At 46.1% G+C, this 22,352-nt stretch carries 26 protein-coding genes; 16 read left to right on the top strand and 10 right to left on the bottom strand.

The features are described 5' to 3' along the window. Window positions 1–2 precede the first annotated feature (2 nt). From AC0S1O_RS06680 to AC0S1O_RS06650, 7 genes are read left to right on the top strand one after another with little or no spacing between them, the layout of a single operon-like run. The gene (locus AC0S1O_RS06680; RefSeq protein WP_475393545.1) at window positions 3–185 is read left to right on the top strand and encodes an RNA-protein complex protein Nop10; all 183 of its coding nucleotides are present in this window, start codon (window positions 3–5) and stop codon (window positions 183–185) included. After that, window positions 166–921, top strand: coding sequence for a proteasome assembly chaperone family protein (locus tag AC0S1O_RS06675; protein ID WP_475393544.1), 756 nt, complete (start codon window positions 166–168; stop codon window positions 919–921). Before AC0S1O_RS06680 ends, AC0S1O_RS06675 begins: the two co-directional genes overlap by 20 nt. A gap of 35 nt (window positions 922–956) precedes the next feature. Then, a complete protein-coding gene (locus tag AC0S1O_RS06670) occupies window positions 957–1,955 on the top strand; it encodes a 60S ribosomal export protein NMD3 (RefSeq protein WP_475393543.1) in 999 nt (332 codons plus the stop codon). Next, entirely contained in the window at window positions 1,952–2,281 is a 330-nt protein-coding gene (locus tag AC0S1O_RS06665; RefSeq protein ID WP_475393542.1) for an NUDIX domain-containing protein, read from the top strand. Before AC0S1O_RS06670 ends, AC0S1O_RS06665 begins: the two co-directional genes overlap by 4 nt. Before the next feature lie 37 nt (window positions 2,282–2,318). Beyond that, window positions 2,319–3,554: an inorganic phosphate transporter gene (locus AC0S1O_RS06660; RefSeq protein ID WP_475393541.1), complete on the top strand. Its 1,236-nt coding sequence runs from the start codon at window positions 2,319–2,321 to the stop codon at window positions 3,552–3,554. 6 nt (window positions 3,555–3,560) lie between these two features. Then, window positions 3,561–4,244, top strand: coding sequence for a TIGR00153 family protein (locus AC0S1O_RS06655; RefSeq protein WP_475393540.1), 684 nt, complete (start codon window positions 3,561–3,563; stop codon window positions 4,242–4,244). 18 nt (window positions 4,245–4,262) lie between these two features. After that, window positions 4,263–5,168 (top strand): phosphoesterase, encoded by a 906-nt coding sequence (locus tag AC0S1O_RS06650; RefSeq protein WP_475393539.1) that lies wholly within the window; start codon window positions 4,263–4,265, stop codon window positions 5,166–5,168. On the opposite strand, the gene AC0S1O_RS06645 is transcribed toward AC0S1O_RS06650, so the two are convergent. From AC0S1O_RS06645 to AC0S1O_RS06625, 5 genes are all read right to left on the bottom strand, one after another. Then, the gene (locus AC0S1O_RS06645; RefSeq protein WP_475393538.1) at window positions 5,140–6,072 is read right to left on the bottom strand and encodes a TIGR00269 family protein; all 933 of its coding nucleotides are present in this window, start codon (window positions 6,070–6,072) and stop codon (window positions 5,140–5,142) included. The genes AC0S1O_RS06650 and AC0S1O_RS06645 overlap by 29 nt on opposite strands. A 77-nt stretch (window positions 6,073–6,149) precedes the next feature. Continuing rightward, window positions 6,150–6,596: a hypothetical protein gene (locus AC0S1O_RS06640; protein ID WP_475393537.1), complete on the bottom strand. Its 447-nt coding sequence runs from the start codon at window positions 6,594–6,596 to the stop codon at window positions 6,150–6,152. Between the two features lie 63 nt (window positions 6,597–6,659). Further along, window positions 6,660–8,030 (bottom strand): MATE family efflux transporter, encoded by a 1,371-nt coding sequence (locus AC0S1O_RS06635; protein ID WP_475393536.1) that lies wholly within the window; start codon window positions 8,028–8,030, stop codon window positions 6,660–6,662. After that, window positions 8,023–8,478 (bottom strand): PadR family transcriptional regulator, encoded by a 456-nt coding sequence (locus tag AC0S1O_RS06630; protein ID WP_475393535.1) that lies wholly within the window; start codon window positions 8,476–8,478, stop codon window positions 8,023–8,025. The genes AC0S1O_RS06635 and AC0S1O_RS06630 overlap by 8 nt, the downstream gene beginning before the upstream one ends. Window positions 8,479–8,524: 46 nt before the next feature. Beyond that, window positions 8,525–9,214: an MBL fold metallo-hydrolase gene (locus AC0S1O_RS06625; protein ID WP_475393534.1), complete on the bottom strand. Its 690-nt coding sequence runs from the start codon at window positions 9,212–9,214 to the stop codon at window positions 8,525–8,527. Between the two features lie 46 nt (window positions 9,215–9,260). Between AC0S1O_RS06625 and pyrF the strand changes: the two genes are divergently transcribed. Next, entirely contained in the window at window positions 9,261–9,893 is a 633-nt protein-coding gene (gene pyrF, locus AC0S1O_RS06620) for an orotidine-5'-phosphate decarboxylase (protein ID WP_475393533.1), read from the top strand. On the opposite strand, the gene AC0S1O_RS06615 is transcribed toward pyrF, so the two are convergent. The 4 genes from AC0S1O_RS06615 to ftcD are packed head-to-tail and all read right to left on the bottom strand — an operon-like array spanning window position 9,880 to window position 13,110. Then, complete coding sequence (locus AC0S1O_RS06615) at window positions 9,880–10,041, bottom strand: hypothetical protein (RefSeq protein WP_475393532.1); 162 nt, start codon at window positions 10,039–10,041, stop codon at window positions 9,880–9,882. The two genes, pyrF and AC0S1O_RS06615, sit on opposite strands and share 14 nt — an antisense overlap. After that, entirely contained in the window at window positions 10,022–10,672 is a 651-nt protein-coding gene (locus tag AC0S1O_RS06610; RefSeq protein ID WP_475393531.1) for a V-type ATP synthase subunit D, read from the bottom strand. Before AC0S1O_RS06610 ends, AC0S1O_RS06615 begins: the two co-directional genes overlap by 20 nt. 37 nt (window positions 10,673–10,709) lie before the next feature. After that, on the bottom strand, window positions 10,710–11,411 hold the full coding sequence (locus AC0S1O_RS06605) for an alanyl-tRNA editing protein (RefSeq protein WP_475393530.1): 702 nt from the start codon (window positions 11,409–11,411) through the stop codon (window positions 10,710–10,712). Between the two features lie 31 nt (window positions 11,412–11,442). Next, window positions 11,443–13,110: a glutamate formimidoyltransferase gene (ftcD, locus tag AC0S1O_RS06600; protein ID WP_475393529.1), complete on the bottom strand. Its 1,668-nt coding sequence runs from the start codon at window positions 13,108–13,110 to the stop codon at window positions 11,443–11,445. 68 nt (window positions 13,111–13,178) lie between these two features. Between ftcD and AC0S1O_RS06595 the strand changes: the two genes are divergently transcribed. From AC0S1O_RS06595 to thsB, 3 genes are all read left to right on the top strand, one after another. Next, window positions 13,179–13,856 (top strand): TraB/GumN family protein, encoded by a 678-nt coding sequence (locus AC0S1O_RS06595; protein WP_475393528.1) that lies wholly within the window; start codon window positions 13,179–13,181, stop codon window positions 13,854–13,856. Window positions 13,857–13,889: 33 nt separating this feature from the next. Then, window positions 13,890–14,279 (top strand): 23S rRNA (pseudouridine(1915)-N(3))-methyltransferase RlmH, encoded by a 390-nt coding sequence (locus AC0S1O_RS06590; protein WP_475393527.1) that lies wholly within the window; start codon window positions 13,890–13,892, stop codon window positions 14,277–14,279. Window positions 14,280–14,362: 83 nt separating this feature from the next. Further along, a complete protein-coding gene (gene thsB, locus AC0S1O_RS06585; RefSeq protein ID WP_475393526.1) occupies window positions 14,363–15,985 on the top strand; it encodes a thermosome subunit beta in 1,623 nt (540 codons plus the stop codon). Here the strand turns inward: thsB and AC0S1O_RS06580 are convergent, their stop codons facing one another. Beyond that, complete coding sequence (locus AC0S1O_RS06580; RefSeq protein ID WP_475393525.1) at window positions 15,986–17,293, bottom strand: HD domain-containing protein; 1,308 nt, start codon at window positions 17,291–17,293, stop codon at window positions 15,986–15,988. 104 nt (window positions 17,294–17,397) lie between these two features. Between AC0S1O_RS06580 and AC0S1O_RS06575 the strand changes: the two genes are divergently transcribed. The 5 genes from AC0S1O_RS06575 to AC0S1O_RS06555 all read left to right on the top strand — a co-directional run bounded on the left by AC0S1O_RS06575 (window position 17,398) and on the right by AC0S1O_RS06555 (window position 22,339). Further along, the gene (locus AC0S1O_RS06575; protein ID WP_475393524.1) at window positions 17,398–18,159 is read left to right on the top strand and encodes an ABC transporter ATP-binding protein; all 762 of its coding nucleotides are present in this window, start codon (window positions 17,398–17,400) and stop codon (window positions 18,157–18,159) included. A 2-nt stretch (window positions 18,160–18,161) separates the two neighbouring features. Further along, window positions 18,162–19,637: a permease gene (locus tag AC0S1O_RS06570; RefSeq protein WP_475393523.1), complete on the top strand. Its 1,476-nt coding sequence runs from the start codon at window positions 18,162–18,164 to the stop codon at window positions 19,635–19,637. Between the two features lie 81 nt (window positions 19,638–19,718). Beyond that, window positions 19,719–20,318, top strand: coding sequence for a 50S ribosomal protein L15e (locus AC0S1O_RS06565; RefSeq protein WP_475393522.1), 600 nt, complete (start codon window positions 19,719–19,721; stop codon window positions 20,316–20,318). 35 nt (window positions 20,319–20,353) lie between these two features. Next, on the top strand, window positions 20,354–21,409 hold the full coding sequence (locus tag AC0S1O_RS06560) for a polyprenyl synthetase family protein (RefSeq protein ID WP_475393521.1): 1,056 nt from the start codon (window positions 20,354–20,356) through the stop codon (window positions 21,407–21,409). Window positions 21,410–21,442: 33 nt separating this feature from the next. Then, entirely contained in the window at window positions 21,443–22,339 is an 897-nt protein-coding gene (locus AC0S1O_RS06555; RefSeq protein ID WP_475393520.1) for a DMT family transporter, read from the top strand. Window positions 22,340–22,352: the final 13 nt, after the last annotated feature.

The following is a 22,352-nucleotide window of genomic DNA, read 5'->3' as shown; positions in this document are numbered from 1 at the left end:
AAATGCACACCCTAATAAGAAAATGCCCAAAATGCGGTGCCTATACCCTTAAATTGTACTGTCCGAAATGTGGTGAGAAGACCTTGGAAGCGCTTCCTCCAAGATTCTCTCCCGAAGACAGGTACGGAAAGTACAGGAGAATGCTAAAAAAAGAGGTGGAAGGATATGGAACCAATAATAGTTAAGTACGTTGAAAAGCCCCAGTTGAACGAGCCAGTCCTTATTGAAGGTCTTCCGGGAGTGGGTAATGTTGGCAAGATCTCAGCCGAGTATCTGAAAGAGAAACTCCAGGCCAAATTGTTTGTTGAGATATACTCAAAGTACCTTCCTCCCCAGGTTCTCATGCGTGGGGATGGTACACTTTATCTTGTGAAAAATGAGCTGTACTATTACAAGAATCCCAATGGAAGGGATTTGATAATCCTTGTGGGCGATTATCAGGGTATGAATGCGGAGGGGCAGTACGAACTCTCCTACAAGGTTCTTGAGATCGCAAAGGAGTTCGGAACCAAATTGATATTCACCCTGGGTGGTTACGGCACGGGAAATCTTGTTGAAGAGCCCCGCGTGTTTGGGGCCGCCACAGATATGGGCATGGTTGATGAGATGAAAGAATACGGGGTTTATTTTTCACCTTCAGATCCTTCAGGTGGCATCGTGGGTGCTGCTGGTTTGCTTCTGGGCCTAGGTTCAGTGGTATTTGATATGCGCGGTGTCTGTCTTATGGGAGAGACATCCGGGTATTTCTCCGATCCAAAGAGTGCCCTGAACGTGTTGAAGATTGTGGACAGGTACTTTAATCTGGCTCTTGATCTTGCAGAGATGGAGCTTAGGTCAAAGGAAATCACGGAGATCACATCCCAGATAAAGGAAGAGCAGAAGGAAGAGGAGCGCCATGAGGATCTGGGCTACATTGGTTAAGAAAATTTTTTAATGGATGAGCCATAGGAGAATCAATGCTCTGCATAGAATGTGGAAAGAGGGAAGCCAAGTACGAGGGTCTTTGTGAAGAGTGCTTTCTGAAAAAGGTCAAGTTCACGGACTTGCCCAAGCATATGGAAATTGTGTGTTGTCCCCATTGCGGAGCGGTTAAGTTTAAGGGTGAATGGAAGAGGATTGGAGAGGAGAAAATCATAAGGGAGTTGATAGAGAGAAATATGGACGTACTCCACGACTGCGATTCCATATATTTTGATTTCAATGTGCGTGAGGAAAATGATGGAAAACTTGTTGATGTTCTCTTTCACATAAAGTACGAAGATTTGGAGGTTGAGGAAGAGCACGTATCTGAAGTTGCGATCAAATACGAATCCTGCCCGAGATGTAACAGGTACTTTGGCAATTATTTTGAAGCCATACTCCAGATTAGAGGTTTGAGGGAGGGAGAGCTTCATGAGATTGTGAACTTTGCCCACGAGCGCCTTGCATTTTACGCTCAGAAAAATGAAAATCTCTTTATCACCAAGGAAGAGGGCAAACACGGGGGATGGGATATTTACATAAGTGACAAGCGTGAGGCAAAGAAGGTTGCCGATGAGATGTGCAGGAAATACGGAGCCACTTTGAAATCCTCCCCACACATTGTTGGCAGGAAGGATGGAAAGGATGTTTACCGCATGACCTATTCCGTGCGTCTTCCAGAGTATCGGGAGGGGGATGTGGTTGAGATGCAATCTAAATACTATAAAGTGGAGCATGTATCGGGCCATTATGTCAAGATCATCTCCCTGGATGATGGAAAGGAGAAATCTGTGGATGTGAGAAGGCACGAGATAAGGGTTGTAAAGAGGAGGGACGAACTTGGAGAGGCCATGGTCATATTCTCAAAGGGCAATGAAGTACAGATTATGGATGGAGATTATAGAACTCTTGAGGCAAAAAGTTACAGAGAACTTAAATCGGGGGATAAGGTTAAAATAATAAGAACGGAGAATTTGGTTTACGTGGTACAATGATCGTTGTTGTCGTGCCTTTGAGTGATGGAAAGTTTCTGATGGTGTACAATCCAAAGCGCGGCTGGGAATTTCCGGGTGGAAGGGTGGAGGAAAACGAAGCTCCCGAAGCAGCCGCGGTGAGGGAAGCGTGGGAGGAAGCGGGACTCGTTCTTGAAAATTTGAGGATTGTGGAGAAGGGTCCGGATATGATCGTTTTTGCAGCAGATGTGAAGGACATTGAAGGTGGAGAGATGGAATATGCCCTATTCTCAAAATTGCCAGAAAAACTGGCATTTTCCGAGGAAGAAGCCCTGAGGTTTTTGAGACGATTGCATATTAATACATAGGCAGAAATTTTTTTAAATGAGTTCAGCATACCCAATTATGCTATTAGCACTGATATTGATCCTGGGAATTTTGGCCTCTCTGTACATGTCTTGGAACATTGGTGCCAACGATGTTGCCAATTCTATGGGTACCTCCGTTGGAAGTGGTGCCCTAACGCTCAAGCGTGCCATAATGGTTGCAGTCACCTTTGAGTTCCTTGGTGCCGTTCTTGTTGGTAAGCATGTGACCAATACAATTGCAAAGGGCATCGTTAACCCGACCCTTTTAGATCCCCATGTGCTCATGGTTGGGATGTTCGGGGCTCTCATTGCAGCAGGGCTCTGGGTTACAATTGCCACGTATCTTCGCCTTCCAGTATCCACAACCCAGTCCATAGTGGGAGCGGTCATGGGTTTTGCCATAGTGATAAACATAAAACTGATCCACTGGAGTGTTGTGGGAGATATAGCCGCCAGTTGGGTAGTCTCTCCCCTTCTTGGTGCACTTATGGCCTACATATTTTTCATGATTCTGAAGAAAACCATATTTGCTAAGGATGATCCCATAAGGGAGGCAAAGATAGTAATGCCGTTCTTCATCTTTCTAACCGCGATGCTCATAGCTATGTCAATCCTCTTTAAGGGACTTAAGAACATTGGACTGGACTATGGACTCTGGTTCTCTCTCCTTCTATCCGCGATTGCAGGGTTTGTAGCAATGGTTATAGGCTTTATTCTTCTGAGAAGATACAAGTACGATTACACAGATGGGGATAAGTACAAGAAACTTGAGAAATTCTTTGTTTATTTGCAGGTTATGACCGCTGCCAGTGTTGCCTTCGCCCACGGTGCCAACGATGTTGCCAATTCGGTGGGCCCGCTTGTGACCATAGTGGATATCTACAACGGAGTTGCCATAGGCTCACATGTCACGATTCCCCTCTGGGTATTGGTTCTTGGTGGATTTGGCATTGTGATCGGTATATCCACATGGGGATACAAGGTCATCGAAACCATAGGAAAGAGAATAACTGAAATCACGCCAACCAGGGGTTTTGCGGCCGAACTGGCTGCAGCCTTTACCGTTTTGGTGTTCTCAAAGCTCGGTATGCCCGTGTCCACTTCTCAGGTCATAGTTGGCTCGGTTATGGGTGTTGGTTTTGCAAGGGGAATAGCCAGTGTGGATTACAGGGTTATAAAAAACATACTTCTCTCCTGGGTGTTCACACTTCCCGTTGCCATGACATTTTCGGCAGGAATATTTTTATTGTTAAGGTATATATTCTTGGGGTGATGCGAGATGAAGTTCATAAGAACTCCAATAATTGAGACGTTGCGAAAATCGCCCTTTGAGGCGCTTATTGACCATGCTGATATGGTGGAGCAGAGCGCAAAATTGCTTCGGGTGGCATTTGATGATTACATGAAGGGAAATTACGATGATTTTGAAGAGAAAAGGAAGAAAATTGAAGAACTTGAGTTGAAGGCAGATTACATAAAGAGCAACATACGTAACCACCTTCCAAAGGGCGTATGGATGCCGGTTGACAGGGGAGTATTTCTCTCTCTTCTCACCGAAATGGATAAGGTGGTTGACCTAATTCAGGATGTTACAGAGTGGCTATCCATGAGGAAGAGACCCATTCCGGAAGGATTGAAAGGTGATTTTGAAGCCCTGTTTGAAAAATCACTGGAGTCTATACAAACCTGTAAGAGGGCCATAAATGCTCTGAATCTCGTGATTGAATCTTCTTTCCTTGAGAAGGAGCGGGAAAATGCGAAGAAAATAGTGCATGAACTTCACGGGATTGAGCATGAGAGTGATATAATTGAGAGGAAATTGACCAGAGAGATATTTGCAATGGAGGACAGCATATCCGCTGCAGCCCTTTTCCATCTTACAAAACTCGTGTTTTTGCTTGGGGACATTGCCAACCACGCGGAAAATGCCGGAGACAGGATCCGTGCTCTTATTGCCAGATAATCCCAAAATGGTGTGGGAATGATAACAGTGATGACACATATGGATGCAGACGGAGTAATCTCCCTCTCTCTCTTTTTGAAGAAGATAGGTGGTGCCAAGGTCCGTGCCTATTTCACATCTCCCGTGCAGTTAAGGGATACCATATGCAGGTCGGTCAGTGGAAAAAAGGTGCTGGGAGAGCTCTATGTGTTTGATATGGCTGGAGAGCATCGAGCTATTTATGCGGCTGCAATATACGATAGGGTTGTGTGGATAGATCATCATGAATGGAAACCAGAGATAGAGCTGCCTCATGTTAAGATTCACATAGATAGTAAAGCCAAGAGTGCAGCCCAGGTTGTTTCTGAATTTTTTGAAATCTCCTCCCCTCTTGTGGATATTGCCAATCAAATAGATACCAATGCGGTTGAGGATGAAAGGGCAGAGTGTATAAGGACGATCATTGGAGCCCTCAGATGGAAGTACTCTGGTCGGGAATTGAATCAGAAACTGTACAAACTCGCTGAAGAACTTATGAGGGAGGATTTCTCAGTGCTTGAGCAATATGGCGAGGTTGTAAAGAATTATGAGGAATGGCTGAAGGACCTGAAAAATAGGGTAAATAGGGAGATAAAAATATTCACTGTGAAAAATTTGAAGGTGGCAGTTTTTGAAACACTTGAACCAGTGCCGGTTTATGTAATAAGCAACATGCTTGCAGAATCTGGAAAGGGACCATTTGATATGCTTATTGTTCTGATTCACAGAGTTGGAAGGTACCATCCGGCCACAAAAATGGAGTTCAGAACTCATACCGACGTGGATGTGCTTAAAATTGCAAAGTTCTACGGAGGAGGAGGACATAGGAAGGCCAGCGGTGCCACTGTGGAGGACATAGTTACCGTGCCAGAGGTGCTCAACGCAATCGAACTTCTTTACTCATAGTTTCGTATCTCATTTTTAATTCACAAGCCTTGCATATCTCACCTGTGGTGGGCTCTCCACATATCTTGCATGGGTGAAGTTTGGCTCTGTACTTCTCCTCAATGTAGGGCTTTATCTCGTCAAAGAAATTCAAAATGGAGAATTTTACCGCGGGATCCCGGCTCTCCAATTTATCTAGAAATTCCCTGTAAAGGTCCCTGATGGCAAGGGGTGCATAGGGGCATCTCTTGGGATAGAAAGGTATCCCTGCGAGTTTCACGTACAATCTCACCTCATCCTCTCTGACCCTCCTCAGGGGAATGATGCGTGGTATGAATCCCTCCCTTATTTTTTTATGGGGTGCCAACCTGCTCAATCTGGCGTTATCGCCTCTGGTTATGTTCATAATTATGGATTGGGCCACGTCGTCAAGGTTCAACCCCAGTACAAGGTAGTTTGCTCCCACTTCCTTGGCGTACATGTTGAGCACCTTTCTTCGAAAAACTCCACAGTAGGTGCATGGTTTCAGTTCCCTGTCGATCTGGGCAACATCATCGGTCGTTATTCCTATGTACTCCCTGAATGAGATTGTGTTGTGCTCAATTCCAAGCTCATCGGCGTATTTTTTTGCGATCTTTGCGCATTCTTTTCTGAAATCTCCTATGCCCTCATCAACGGTCACTGCAAGGAGTTTCAGATTCCTCCAGTTTCCAAATATTTTGTGCATTTGGTAGAGGGTGAGCATGCTATCCTTTCCGCCAGATACTGCAATGAGTATCCTATCACCTTTTTTAAAATGGGCCTGCTCCCTTATTTCCCTCTTGACCTTTCTATCTATGAACTGTAAGAAGTGATCTTTGCACAGGTGTGTTCCCGCATACCTTATCTCAGTTATGGCCTCCCTATTGCATTTGCTGCATTTCATTGAATCCTCAAAGGGATGCAATTATTAAAAGGTTTAACAAAAAATGAGAAAGATATTTTCCTATTGTTTTCTGTTTTTTACTTTTGTTTCTTCTGCATTTCCTCCATCATTTTCTGCTGCTTCTCTCCGCCCTTCTTGAACCACTCTTTAACGTTTGGCGTGAAGAGATACACAAGAATCACTATGGATATTATCGTTCCAATGGGAACGTTGAACAGTCCGATTATGGCAAATATTATGGCCCAGATCCACGCACTGGGCATACCCTTTTTGAGTCCTACGGCAATTCCAAAGTATAGGCCGGCAATTATTATTGATCCTATCCAGCAGCATATGGTGTTTGCAAAGAGGTGGCCCAGGGGAATGTGTCCATAGTACTCCTGTAGATAGCCTGCCAGTAAAAAGGCATAGAATACAGGATAAATAAGCCAGAATATGCCTTCAACCACGTAAAGAATGGAGAGAACATTCAGTCCCATGGGTGTTTCCCCCATATCTTCCATCTCAACACTCTGGTCCTTCATTTTAACACCTGCCTTAAATAAAGGGGAAGCGTATATAAGTAGTTTTGCCATAATCTTTCGAATTTATTTCATCCATATGCGTGTGAGTTTGTTTATCACAGATCTTCCCCAGAGCAGCGCAATGGTTGACGCCGTGATGTTTGCAACCACTATTCCTGCCCATATTCCCGGAAGGCCGTATCCAAGCACTATTCCAAACAGATATGCCAGAGATATCTGCATTACTATGGCCCTAAGCACCGTCAGTGCGAGGGAATAGGTTCCCTTACCTATACCTCTAAACATGCTTGATGTCAGCATGCCAGAAGCCACGGATGGGAAGTAAAACACTATGTAGCGGAGGAACTCTATTATCCCGGGTGCGAGATATGCTGAACTTTCAGAATAGGCGAAAAGATACGTGAGTTGGGGGGCGAATACCCAAATCAGGGAGCCGGTTAATATGCCTATGATCGTTCCTATTTTTATTGCATAAAAGTATCCAATTTTGAGGTTCTTGGAGTTTCTCGCTCCAAAGGCAGCTCCGGAAACCGAGGTTACAGCGGCAGCTATGCCCATCATCGGTACTATGGCCAGCATCACCACTCTCCAACCTCCCGAAAACACAGCCATACCATAGTCCCCGCCTGCCATTATCACAATGGTGTTTAGAAAAATCATTGTTAGGGACATGGAAATCTGGGCCAGGGAGGATGGTAATCCAACGCCCAGAATTTCTTTAATAATTTCCCAGTTTCTGTGAAAGTACCTGAGTTTGAGCTGCACATAGGTATCTCTTTTCACGAGAAGCCAGTACATTATCACGGTGGCAGATACGGCAATTGATATGACTGTGGCCACGGCAGCCCCAACTACCCCCATTCCAAGACCAAAAATGAAAATGGGATCAAGAACCATGTTTAGCAGCGAACTGATGAGCATAACATACATTGCCCTTTTCGTATCCCCCTCTCCTCTGAGTATTGAGTTTCCGAGACTTGATAGGAAAGTTAATGGTGCAGCCAGAATTATCACAGTGCCATATGATGTGGCAAGGGATGCCACCCTGGAACTTGCACCCATAGCCGTAAAAATTCGGTAAAGAAATGGAATCATGGAATATCCTGCAGCAACGCCTATTACAGTGCCCATGAGAAGCGTGTGCTCAGCAACGTTTCCCGCCCTACTTCTGTCTTTTGCCCCTATCGCACGGGATATGGCGGATGAGCCTCCGACTCCTATCCCCATGGCCAGGGCTGAGAGGATCATCATGAAGGGCATGAAAAGTCCCACCGCAGCAAGGGAATCTGCCCCCACTCCAGAAACCCATATTCCATCCACAAAATTGTACAATGTCTGAACCATGCCCCCGATCATTATTGGGATTGAAAGTTTGATTATTGCCCTCTTGGGATCTCCGAGAAGAAGAGCAACATTGCGATTCGCTTTATTCATCTTTTTCACCTGTTAACTCCTCAAGTTTATTCCTGAAATCTTTGAGAATATCCCTCAATGCTTCCCTTTCTTCTGGGGTAAGGGTGTGCATAACCTTTATTGTCTTTCCCACGGCCTCAAGGACCTCCTTGCCCCCTATCCTGTAGAACTCTCCAAGATTTTTTAATGTTCTCTTTGCTTTTTCAAGATCAGGGGAGTGCGCTTTTAGATATTCCAGCCCCTTTTCAGTTATCGTGTAAATTTTCTTATCCCTCCTTCCCTCTCCACATACCATTATAAGACCTTTTTTCCTGAGATTCGAGAGGCTTGTGTAAATTATTCCTGAACCTGGCTTGTCTATGCCGTATATTTTCTCAATTCTCTCAGCTATCCCGTAGCCGTGAAGTTTCTCGTTCTTCAAGATGTCCAGTATGATCAGTTTTATGCCCTTCTTCTGCGGTGGTTCCATCATATCACCTGATATGTCAATTGATATGTTAATATACATATCATATTTAATCGTTTCCCAAGAAAAATTCGCTTCCCGTGCGGACATCAATGTATTTATCCGGGTATTTTTCCTCCACGTATCTTCTGGCCGAATCTCCACTGCAATGTGCCGGTGCGATGTGCCTCACAAATTTTGATAGCCTGTCCAGTGTGGCCCTTGAAGGGTTGTGAAATCCTCCAATAACGAGGTATATGCTCTCTCCTGTGAATTCTTCAATCCTCCTTGCGAGTTTGTCCACTCCCGGATGGCTGCATCCAACAACAACGACAATTCCCTTGGAATCCAGTTTCACACCCAAGGCCTGCTCTCCCACAATACCCATGGGACCGGAGGAGTAAACATCATCGCAGATTCTCATGGGTCCGTGCACGGGTATCGGTTCCAGCCCCCAATCTCTCAGAAATGGACGTGCCGAATTTGGCACGTATATTTTCAGGCCAGGAACTGCTTTTCCAATGTGGGAGAAGCCACCATAATGATCCCCATGATAGTGGCTCAAGAACGCTAAATTCAGGTTTCTCAAATCTTTTCTCAGAACTTTGAAATTATGCTCTATAACCTCAGGCCTCGTGTCTGCATCAAATATGATTTGCCATGAGCCAGATTCCAAGAGCACGCTCCATCCCCAGTCATTTTTCAGCCCATGCCCGGCTCTATTATCGTTTATAACGGTGATTTTCAACCATCTGACCATGGGCAGATATTGCAAAATATTTTAATATGCTTTTACATGGACCTCCATGGCCGGTTTGATTCTCGCGCTTGATGTGACTGACAGGGATGCTGCCATGAAAATTGCCGATGAGACGAAGGAATATCTTCACGCGATCAAGGTTGGCTGGCCACTCATAATGGCCGCTGGAATGGATATTGTGGATCTCCTGTCTCAGATTGCACCTGTAATATGCGATTTTAAGGTTGCGGATATTCCAAACACGACAAAACTCATAGTTTCTCAGGCCAAGAAGCATGGTGCCACGGGCATAATAGTGCATGGTTTCGTGGGCCGTGATTCCTTGAAGGCTGCTGTGGATGAGGCGGGAAAGATGAAGGTCTATGTTGTTGCTGAGATGTCCCATCCTGGGGCACTGGATTTCATGCAAAAGCATGCCGATGAAATTGTTAAGATGGCCAGAGATGTGGGTGCTGCAGGACTCATTGCCCCCGCCACCAGACCTGAAAGAATAAGGGAGATCCGTGTACTCGCTGGAGATATGGAGATTCTTTCCCCGGGAGTGGGTGCCCAGGGTGGAAAGGCCAGGGAGACCATTGAGGCAGGCGCAAACCATATAATTGTTGGAAGAAGCATATACAATGCCCAGGATCCAAGGGAGGCCGCCAGAGCAATATACGAAGAAATCAAACTTTTATGATCCCAGATACAATGAGAATAAATAAAATCAAACCCAGGGCTATGAGCACGGTGCTGGCCACCTGGGCGTATAGAACAAGCTTGTAAAACCTTATTCTTTCCTCAACATCCTTGCCTTCAACCCACTGTTTAGGAAGAGGCTCGAGCATTTTCCTTCGCCGCTAGGATGGATTTTATTCTCTTTCTTCGGAAGAAATCCTCACGTTCACGCTCATCGAGTACCAGTTCTATGTACTTTTCCGTTGCCTCAAATCTCGGTATGAATATGTGCTCAAGGGCGTTAACGCGCCTCTTTGTCTTCTCTATTTCTATTGCCAGATTCTCCAGGGCCCCCTCAATCTCCGCAAGTTTCACGAGATCCTTTAGGAGGTCCCGGAACTTAAAGGCGGCCTCATCAAGTTTGGCAGAGGTGTGCAGAAATCCGTAATCGAGGGTTTTTTCCACATCTCTTATCTCCATCTGAGGGGTCAGAACTCCCATGATGTTGAGCGTCGTGGCCTCAATCTCACCGTAGTTCTTCACCTGCCTGGCAACATCTGCAACCGCAGAATCACCCATCACCATCTCCGCCTCAATAAGTGTGTCAAAGGCCTCCTTCACCTTTTTATCAACCTTGCGGCGCAGTTCCTCTCTGAGGTCTATTATCTGGAAAAACTGGGATATGAGGGCATCCCTCTTCTCGCTCAGCAGTTTGTGCCCGTTCTTTGCCAATTGTTTTTTCTTTCGAATTTCCAGCAGTTGCATTCTTGTGGGCTTTACACCCTCAATTATATCAGCCATTGCACCTGCATGAGATTGATTATAATTATTTTTTCCCTTACCTCAGGGTGATGTAAATTCTCTTGTTCTTCCTTCCCTTGCTCTCGTACTTCTGCAGTTCGATTTTCCCTATTTCCTTAAGGCTTTTCACATGCGTTCCCCCGTCTGCCTGGATGTCAAAACCCACAATCTCAACCACCCTTATCCTTTCGTATTTTTCGTATAATTCAGGGTTTACCCTCATTAGCTCAGGTCTGTTCCTGAACTCTTCCTTGCTTATGTAGTACCACCTCACGGGCAGATCCCTCTCTATAACCCTGTTGCTCTCCTCTATAATCCTCTCGGCCAGATCCCTGCTCATATTCTCGAAGGACAGATCCAGCCGGGCTCTCGCCTCGTAGAGTTGGTTTCCCGTTATGTGCACTCCAAATCGCCTGAATGCCACTCCGGACACAACATGAACCGCAGTATGGGTCCGCATAATTCTGTATCTTCTCTCCCAGTCTATGATTCCGTGCACCCTATCCCCTATTTTTGGTTTCTCCCCTTCGATTATGTGCAGTGCATCCTCCCTGCGCATACCCTTAACCTCGTACTCCATTCCATCCACCATGAGTTTTCCAGTATCAAAGGGCTGTCCACCACCTCCGAGGTAAAAGGCAGTCCTGTCAAGGTACACTCCATTCTCATCCACGCCTATGACCTTCGCATCAAATTCTTTGAGGTAGGAATCCTCCAGATACAGAAGTTCTGTGTTCATAAAAAAGAGAAGGTGGTTCTTGGTTTAAATTTTATGCCCTGAGTTTCTTTTCAACCCTATCCAGGATCGCATCTTTTTCCTCCTGCACGTCAATAAGCAATCTCTCCGCCCTCTCGCCCATCTCTTTCACGTAGTTCTCATCCGTTATGCCGGCAAGGTTTATGATCACGTTTAGATAGGCGGCATGGGCCGCTGTGTAGGCGCTCAGGGCTGCAACTCCAGCATCGCTTATGGCATTTACATTTCCCTTCTCTGCAAGTTCCTCTGCCAATTTCAGAATCTCTCCGCTGAGTTCAAGGGTGCGCATTGGAACCTCTATGGCCCTCTTTGTTGCCTCCTGAATACTCTCATCTCTGATTTTCCTCTCCTCCTCGGTCTTCTTTGGCATCTTGAATGCGGCCATCAGGGCATCAAAGGCCTCGGTGTCCCTGTCCACAAGGGCTATGAATTCGTCCTTGAGTTTTTGGGCGGTATTTGCTATCCTTATCATATCATCCCACACATCCTTGTACTTCTTCTTCCCGTAGGTCAGGTTGGCCACCATGGAGGCCAGAGATGCACCAAGGGCTCCGTTCAAGGCGGCCACGCTCCCACCTCCCGGTGCGGGAGAATCCCGTGAAAGTTCGTCCATAAAATCTCTGATTTTCATATCCACAAGTTTCTTCCTTGCCTCAAGTTTTTCAATCTTGTACTCTATTATTTTTTCCGTTGGGTCAAAGGGTGCCACGTCATTTAATCCCAGGGATAGGATGGCGTAATGCACGATGTCCCTTTCAGGTATGCCAGTGCTCTTCCCCTGCTTTTCAAGGAAATGCCTGCCAACGTCCAGCATTGCCTCAAGCGGTACGAGACCCACTATCTCGCTTCCGGTGACCCTCAATCCCAGATTTCTGGCCTCTTCCTCGCAGGTCTCAAATACCTTCCACAGGGGAGTTTCATGGAAATTTGTGAGGTTTATGGATATCTGTGCCCTCTGGTACTCATCAATGAACCATCCAATCGCCTTCACATACTTCAGTTTTCCGGGTATTTGAACCCTTGTGCCATCCTCCATCTTTTTCTTGTAACCCCGCTCCCTTATTATTTTGGCAATCTTGTTTGCCAGTTTTTTGTCCTTTGTGTTGAGATCCACATTATACGCAATCAGGAAATCCCTTGCCCCTATGACCGTAGCACCCGTTTTGGCAACGTGCTCGTTCCATTCAGCAGGCCCGAAATCCGGTTTCCATCGCTCGTCCTTCAACTTCTCAGGTAAAGCCTCATACTCCCCGGCCCGTATGTCTGCAAGGTTACGGCGGTAATCCTCCCTTGCCGCGTACTCATAGAGGTAAACGGGTATGCCAAGTTCATCTCCAACCCTCTTTCCAACTTCCTCCGCAAGGTGCACGCAATCCTCCATGGTCACACCCTTCACCGGCACGAAGGGACACACATCCGTGGCACCCATTCTTGGATGCGCTCCATGGTGCACCCGCATATCTATGAGTTCTGCCGCCTTTTTTATGGCCCTGAACGCTGCCTCCTTCACTCCTTCAGGTGTGCCCACGAAGGTTACCACGGTGCGATTTGTTGCCTCGCCGGGATCAACATCAAGAACGTAAACGTTTTCCACCTCTTTTATGGCGTTAACGATCTCTTCAATCACCTTCATATTACGTCCTTCGCTGAAGTTCGGAACGCATTCTACAATCTTCTCCATGTAATCACCACCGGGTAATTGAAATGCGGTATTATATGATTTTGGGAAAGGTAAAATATCATAGTGCCATGGATGTTTCCGTGATAATCCTGGTTGGAGTGGCCCATGTGCTGGACCTGCGCGTACAGATTGAGAGACTCATAATGGAAGAGAACCCGGATATTGTGGCGGTTGAACTTGACTATGGTAGATACATTGCCCTGAGTTCTAGAACCCAGGGTGAGATGCCCTACTTCTACCGCAAGATGGCAGAGATGCAGAAGAATTTAGCCGAACTCTTTGGCAATGAGGTTGGGACCGAGATGCTCACTGCTGTCAATACGGCCAATGTGCTGGGAAAGAGGGTGGAATTCATAGATATGGATTCTCAGATGATTGTAGAGGCCATAAAGAAAAATATGGGTTTATGGGAAAAGATCAAGCTCTATGGCTCCCTCGTTTTTGCTCCCTTTATCGGGAAGAAGGTTGGTAGGGCGGAGGTGGAAAAAATAATTGATGAGGAGGATCGGTACATCGAGGAAATAAGGAAAAAGTATCCAGGCCTTTCAAGGGCCCTGTTTGATGAGAGAGAAGCCTACATGGCCAGAAATTTGAAAAAATTGGATGCCGATGACTTGAAGATTCTCGCCTTCGTTGGAGATGGGCATCTGAAGGGTCTAACCAAGATATTGCCGGATGCAAGGGTGATAAAACTTGCAGATATGCTTGGCCATACAGTCAGCTTTTCCTACAGCATTTCAGGTTGAAAACCTATAAGTATTGTGATACGTTGCATCAATATGCTTCCTGTAAAAATTGAAATTCTGAATCTCGGGAAAATAGGGAAGGAGTATAGAGGGGTTGTTGAGGAGTACGAAAAAAGGTTGAGGAGTATGGCTCATATAAAATTTGTCCGCTCATCAAATTTACCATCGGAGGCAATACTTCTCGATCCAGAGGGCGAGGAGATGAGCAGTGAAGAGTTCTACAATTTCTTATCTCGCAGGGCAGGAGAGGGCGAAAAAATCGTTTTTGCCATAGGTCCTCCAGAGGGCTTCAGGGACAAGGGGAATCATACGCTCCTCTCACTCTCAAAACTGACCTTCAGGCACGAACTTGCATACTTGATCCTTCTTGAGCAGATTTACAGGGCTCTTCTGAGAATGAAGGGAACAAGGTATGAGAAATGAAAAATGCAGAGAAACACTTCATTTCCCCTTCCAGAAATCTTTATATAGAAGAAATTTTTTACAGCCATCGGAGGTGAGGAATCATGATGGCAGGTCAGCCAATTCTCATACTTAAGGAGGGAACCCGCAGAGAGACCGGCAGGGAGGCAATGCGCAACAACATTGCCGCTGCAAGGGCCATTGCAGATGCGGTTCGCAGCACGCTTGGTCCCAGGGGAATGGATAAGATGCTCGTTGATAGCCTTGGAGATGTTGTCATAACCAATGATGGTGTTACGATTCTGAAGGAAATTGATGTGGAGCATCCAGCAGCCAAGATGATGGTTGAGGTTGCCAAAACGCAGGACAGTGAGGTGGGAGATGGTACCACCACAGCAGTGGTTCTTGCAGGTGAGTTGCTTAAGAACGCCGAGGAACTTCTGGAGCAGAACGTGCATCCCACGGTTATAGCGGCAGGATACAGGCATGCTGCTGAGAAGGCAAAGGAGATCCTTGAGGAAATTGCAAAGCCCATAAGTATGGATGATGAGGAGACCCTGAAGAAAATTGCAGCCACTGCCCTGAGCAGCAAGAGCGCCAGCATGGCCAAGGATCTTCTCAGTGAGATAGCCGTGAAGGCGGTTAAGAAGGTTGCTGAAGAGATTGATGGAAGGATGTACGTTGATATGGATTCAATTCAGATTGTGAAGAAGCAGGGAGGGGCCATAGACGATACCGAACTCATAGATGGAATGATCATAGATAAGGAGAAGGTTCATCCCGGAATGCCCTCCAGGGTTAAGGATGCAAAGATAGCCCTCATAAACATGGCACTTGAGGTGAAAAAGCCTGAGATAGATGCAAATATACAGATCAAGGATCCAGCAATGGTCCGTGCCTTCCTTGATGAGGAGGAGAAAATACTGAAGGGCATGGTTGAAAAGATCAAGGCCAGTGGGGCCAACGTGGTGTTATGCCAGAAGGGCATTGATGATATGGCCCAGCACTTCCTTGCAAAGGAGGGTATATACGCGGTGCGCCGCGTAAAGAAGAGTGATATGGAGAAGTTGAGCAAGGCAACAGGCGCGAAGATAGTGACCAGTTTGGACGATCTCACCTCCGAGGAACTCGGCCATGCAGAGCTGGTTGAGCAGCGCAAGATTGGTGAGGATAATATGACCTTCATCATCGGTTGTGAGAATCCAAAGGCCGTGAGCATTCTTGTGCGTGGAGGAACTGAGCACGTTGTGGATGAGATTGAACGCAGCCTCAAGGATGCCCTGCACGTTGTGGCCAAGGCTGTTGAGGATGGAAAGATAGTCACTGGCGGTGGCTCAAGCGCTGTTGAGATAGCCCTGAAACTCAGGGACTATGCAGCCAGTGTTGGTGGCCGTGAACAGCTTGCAATAGAGGCATTTGCCGACGCTCTGGAGGTTATTCCACGCACCCTTGCAGAGAACGCCGGGCATGATCCAATTGATATGCTCATAGAACTTCGCAAGGCCCACAAGGATGGTAAGGTTACCTATGGCATAAATGTCTACGAGGGCAAAGTGGCAGATATGATGGAGCTGGGCGTGATAGAGCCCATACGCGTTGGAAAGCAGGCAATTGACAGCGCAACAGATGCAGCAATAATGATTCTGCGCATAGATGACGTCATAGCCGCCAAGGGCGAGACAAAGAAGGGCGGAAACGAGGGCCCCTCTGGAAGCGAGGAAGAATAATCAGGAAAAAATAACCCTCTCTGCCACTTTTTTAACCCTTTCCCTGTACTCTTTGGGCGTGATGACCATTATTGCCCAGTCCTGAACTTTTCTGGTTTGCAGGGCTCTTGCCAGTGGTGAGAATTTTGATAGTGGATACACATGCCCGTTTTCAATAACCTTCACATTTGTTTTTGTGAGCCTTGGCTCTGAAAGTATTACGTTTCTGCTGGGTATGTCAATGAGCACGTATTTCTCGTCCACCCCTGCCATTTCGGCTATCTCCCTTTCAACCTTTCTGCGCTCCTTCAAATCGCAGAGTTTGAGAAGAACATCCTTGTAATCCTCCCCGTAAGAATTTTCCAGTTCCTCAAAGTTTCTGACCATCACCTTTTTGAAAAGGCGCCTGTATTTGAGTCTCAGGGCAATTTCCCTTGGATAACCTCCCTGGTTGAGAAGTAGGGAGATGAGTTCTGAATCGTTGTAGCGATATATCTCTATCCAGTTTTCCATCTCAATTTCCTCAACGGCCCGGGAGAGCATGAGTTCTCCTATACGGTTTGTTTTGTGGAAATAAACGGCCGAATACATGAGGGCCCGGGCAACGAGCATACCCTCCAGGGCAGGCACGCCCTTCTTGTCAATCATCAACTCCCCATTTTTTATCTTCAGTGTGTGCAATATGCGCGGAAAATCTATGGCCCCGTGGGCCACGCCCGTGTAATGGGCATCCCTCAAGAGGTAATCAATCTGATCAGCATCAAGACTCCCGCTTATCATGTTCACCATATAATTTTTCTCGTTGCCAAAGAACCCCCTGTGCCCGTCAAAGTTGTCGAGAGAGATCTCTTCAGTCTGACCCAGTATCATTTTTTCAATTTGCTTTATATCAAGCCCGTAATCGTTTAATATTTCGTGTACGCGCTCTCTATCCTCAATTTCAAGGCCCTCCAGAAGGTCTATTTTTCCCTCTATTATCTTTGTTGTTATCTCCATATGATCCATCTTCGTTTTTTCGTAAAGGAGATACTCAAGGGTATGTGAGAATGGAGAGTGGCCCAGATCATGGAGCATTCCCGCAGCCTTGAGGGTTTCTATCTCCTCCCTTGATAGATTGAGAACCTCCCCCATTCTTCCTGCCACATAGCCCACGCCTATTGAATGCTCCAAACGCGTGTGATTTGCCCCTGGAAAAACGAGATAACCTAGGCCAAGTTGTTTTATTCCACTCAATCTCTGCATCTCGGGCGTTTCAAGAAGCCTCAATGTAACATCCTCAAATTTTATGCTTCCGTGGATAGCATCGTGTATTATCTTGAACTCTTCCATAAAAGGGAAAATCATTTATGCTTTAATAAATCTTGCCCATAAAATTAATTACCGCATCTTGTATCTCCAACTATGGAAAAGTCTCACATTATGGGGGTGGAGTCTTGATTGAGGTTGAGAATCTGGTGAAGAGGTATGGCAATAAGATTGTGGTCAGAGGATTGAGTTTCAGGGTCGAAGATGGTGAGATTTACGGATTGCTCGGACCAAACGGAAGCGGGAAGAGCACCACGCTGAAGATCCTTGCAGGAGTGCTGCCACCCACATCGGGAAAGGTTCTCGTGGAGGGTATTGATGTGAGCAAGAATAATTTGAAAATAAAAGAAATTGCTGGGTTTGTACCAGAGACACCTGCGCTCTATGAGAGTCTGACACCCGCAGAACTATTCACACTCATAGGCAGCATAAGGAAAATTGACGAGGATGTTTTGCAGAGAAGAATTGCGAGTTTTGTTGATGCCTTTGATATCGGGAAATACATGAACCAATTCATAGGCACACTCAGTTTTGGGACAAAGCAGAAAATATCAATAATTTCTGCACTTTTGCATGATCCTCAGGTTATCATAATGGACGAATCCATGAATGGTCTGGATCCTAAGAGTGCCAGAATTCTGCGGGAACTGCTTCTCAAATTTAAGGGTGATGGGAAGAGCATTGTATTTTCCACCCATGTTCTCCCCTTGGCTGAGATGCTGTGCGATAGGATAGGTCTGATTTATCAGGGAAACCTAGTGGCCGAGGGTACAATGGAGGAACTTCGCGAGAAGGCACAGGAGGAGAACCTTGAGGACATATTTTTGAAACTGACCGAGAGCAAGGATGAGATGCTCTCTGTTATTCACGCTCTCAGGGAGGTTCTGTGAGGATGAACCTTGTATACCTCTTGTACAGGGAAATTCATTACCGCATTGTTCAGAGGAATCCCATACTTGCCAACAATCCCGCAAGGTACAGGCAGGCTTTGAAAAATGCACTTAGCGTGAAGCGTGGACTTGGAATTCAATTTGCCAATTATTTTTTCCTCGGACTATTTGGGGCCATGGGAATTGCATTCACCATGGATAAAGCTCTTATTTCCACATTCTCCGTTTTTCTCTCCGTTATACCCTTTGTTTTTGCCTTGTACATCACATCCATTCAGGGTTCAAATGTGGTTTATATGGGTGTGTTTGAGCCCTTGAAGTCCTTGCCCATAAAAATGGGTTCTAGGCTTCTAAGTGCCTACCTTCTACTTGAGGTCTCTCCTTCCTTCGCCATAGTTATTCCCACAGTGGGAATCATAATATGGAAATATCCTCTTGCGGGAATTCTCTCTCTCTTTTGGTTCCTGATGGGCATATTTATGGGTCATGTCTTCGGATTGATAATTCTCACATTCTTCGGCCTTAAGGTCAGGCAGAGCGCCGGAAAGAAGGAGATGATAGCAAATATAATTCGGGCAATATTCTTCTTCCTTTTTATTGGGATATTCTATGCCTTTGTTTACATGCAGAATTACATCAGGCAACACGCCGGGGAGTGGGCAGGTGTGATTGGCAAATATTCTTTGATTTACCCATTTTCAGTTGGAACGATTTTCAATCCAATTTACTCTGCAGTTCTCCTTGCCATATATGGCACGATTCTCCTCATTCTCTATTATGCCCTTCTTAGAAGTGTGTGGAAAAGAATAATGGAGCCAAATGTGATAGCCGGATCTGTGGGAAGAAGAGAGTACAGGGTTACGAGAATGGGCACCGTGCATGCACTCCTCCTAAAGGATTTCAAGATTTTGATAAGAAGAACCGCTCTGCTGGCAGGGTTCTTGATAATCGTTTACATAGTTTTTCCACAACTCTTCATTGCACTTAGCACGGGAAGATTTCCCGTTGGTGTGGCTGTGCCCCTCTTATTCACCGTTGGAGTTCTGGCGGCCACGGGCACCGATGCGGTTTTGAAAATTGATGTGAATTCCCTCGATTTCCTCAGAACCCTGCCCCTCAGAAAGAGGGATTTTGTGATATCCAAGATCATTGCTATGTGCATAGTGCCATGGGCCCTTGGATTCTTTATGTTTCTCCTGGCAATTTATTACAATGGCATAAGTGCTTTAATTCTCCTTCCCTATCCCATAATGCTTCCGTTCATCTCCTCCTCAGTATCCATGCTTTACTATTTCCATTACCGGGGTGAGGATATAGGCATTCCTGATCTGAGGTGGGGAGATATGCTTATTCTCCTTCTCCTCATATCCCTCACAGTTGCCCCTGCGGCCATTCCTGTGATCTTCCACATGTACATCCTCAGTGAAGTTATTTTGCTCGTGGAAACCCTTCTCCTCATCTATTTCCTGCGTAAATGAACGAAGATTATATATACAAAACTCCCATTCCGCTTTCAAAGGGAGATGTCTCGGTAGAGGAATCCCAAGGAGGAATGAAGAATGTATCAACTTCCGAAAAGAAGAGCCGTTAATATGTATGGATATGTGAAAAACGCCTGGAAGGAGCACAAGAAAACATACATTCGCGATATCCAATGGCAGAGGATGATTCAGTGGAGAAAAGAGGGTGCAATTGTGCGTGTTGAGAGACCCACCCGCATAGATAGGGCGAGGGAACTGGGATATAGGGCCAAGCAGGGATTCATAATCGTGCGAGTTCGTGTGCGTCGTGGAAACCTTCAGAGACACAGGATAAAGGCAGGAAGAAGGCCAAAGAGAAGGGGTATAAATCGCATACCCATGCGAAAGAGCACCCAGAGAATAGGAGAGGAAAGGGTTGCAAGGAAGTATCCGAATATGGAGGTGCTGAACTCCTACTATGTGGGTGAGGATGGAAAGCACCATTACTACGAGGTCATTCTTGTTGACACACATCATCCTGCCATATGCAATGACCCAAAGATAGGATGGATATGCAGCAAGAAGCACAAGGGCCGTGCATTTAGAGGACTTACAAGTGCGGGCAAGAAGGGCAGGGGATTGAGAAACAAGGGAATGGGTGCTGAGAAGGTAAGGCCCTCCAGAAGGGCAAATCTATAAAAACCTTGTTTTTATTTCTCTTTCTGGTGTTGCTGATGGATCCAAAGGAGATTATGGGATACTATAAACAGAAGGTTGAAGAGCACCTTGCCGAATTTTTCCGGGAAAAGGAGGGAAATTTGGAGCACTGGAGTTCTCGTGAAGCCTGCGAGATTCTCCGTGAGTACACGCTCCGTGGAGGAAAAAGGATACGTGCAATTCTTATGATTGTGGGCTACAAGATGATGGGTGGTGAAAGAGAGGAGGACATAATACGGGCATCCACAGCCCTTGAATTGATACAGAGTTATTTGCTGATTCACGACGACATTATGGATGAAAGTGATCTGCGCAGAGGAAAGGATACGGTTCATAAGATATACGAGAAAAAGCACCTCAAAAATGGGTTTGCAGGCAGGCCCGTCAAGTTTGGGGAGAGCATGGCCATAATTCTTGGTGATCTGGCGGATGCCTATGCTATGGAGATTCTATCAAATTCAAAATTTCCTGCCGAGTTGAAGGTAAAGGCGATTTATAAACTAAACGAGATCATAGAGTACACGGGCTACGGGCAGATAATTGATATTTATTCCGGCGTGATGGATGACTTCAGGGAGGAAGATCTGCTTCTCCTGCACAAATACAAGACAGCGAGGTACACAATTGAAGGGCCCCTTGCTCTGGGTATGATCCTTGCTGGTGCCGAGCCAGGGGATATTGAGAAATTTGCCATACCTGTGGGTGTGGCCTTTCAATTGCAGGATGACATTCTGGGACTCTTTGGCAACGAGGAGGAACTTGGAAAGCCTGTGACAAGCGATCTTGCGGAAGGAAAGAAAACATTGCTCATAATAAAGGCTCTGGAGAATGGGAGCAGCGAGGATAGGAAGATAATAATGGATGCATTGGGAAATCCTGCGGTTACCTACGAGCAACTGGAGAGGGTGAGGGACGTTGTGAGAAATACGGGATCCTTTGATTATTCAAGAAATCTTGCAGAAAACCTTGTCAAGGAGGCAAAGGATGCTCTTATGGGCATGGAAGTGAAGGATGAGAGCATGCGTGAGTTCCTTCTCTGGCTTGCGGACTATATGATAAAGAGAAGATATTAAATCCTTTTATACTTCATTTTCATCTCCATGCAAATGTTGGCTTTGCTCGGAGAGTTGGCAGCACTTTCGGCAGCGTTTACCTGGTCCATATCTTCAACAATATTCACCACGGTTGGAAAGAGAATAGGGCCCCTGAACTTGAATGCTCTCAGAATCGCCATAAGTGCATCTCTCTTCTTATTTTTTCACTTCCTGCTCTTCGGAACGCCCTTTCCTGAGGCAAACCCTCTGCAAATTCTCGTGCTCTCCCTGAGCGGTATAATTGGCCTGGCTTTGGGAGACCTTGCGTATTTTGGAGCACTTATTGAGATAGGTCCAAGGAAGGCCATCCTCGTGTCCTCCATGGCTCCAATATTTTCCCTCATAGGTGGATTTCTCATGCTGGGAGAGATGCCCTCTTACCTTGCTCTCTTGGGCATATTTCTTGTTCTCGCTGGAATTTGGATTGTTATAATTGAAAAAAGGGAGAGGAGCATACCAAAAAATGTGAAATTGGGCGTTCTCTTGGCCACAATAGCAGCCCTGGGACAGGGAACGGGGGTGGTTTTATCAAAGTACGGTATGCTGTTCTCAGGGTCCTCCTTGGATCCCCTATCCACCACGGTCATAAGGGTTTTGGCGGCCCTGCCTGTAATATGGCTCACGGTGGCAATATGGAAAAAGCCTGCATACATGGCAAGGGCATTCCGGGATAGGTACTCTTTAAAATGGGTATTCATCGGCTCTTTCATAGGGCCATTCATAGGGCTCTGGCTCTCCATGATATCAATCCGATATACGGATGTGGGAATCGCATCAACCCTGATGTCCATGACTCCCATTATGATCATACCTGTTGTTTATTTCGCCCATGGTGAAAGGGTTAATCTCAGGGGAATCTTGGGGGCTATGGTTTCCGTTGCAGGGGTTGCGCTGATCTTCCTTTTCTGAGAGAATTAATATA

The sequence above is a fragment of the Candidatus Aciduliprofundum sp. HYA1 genome, assembly GCF_056175085.1.
The sequence above is the reverse complement of the archived record's forward strand: the minus strand, read 5'-3'. Positions and strand labels throughout refer to the sequence as shown.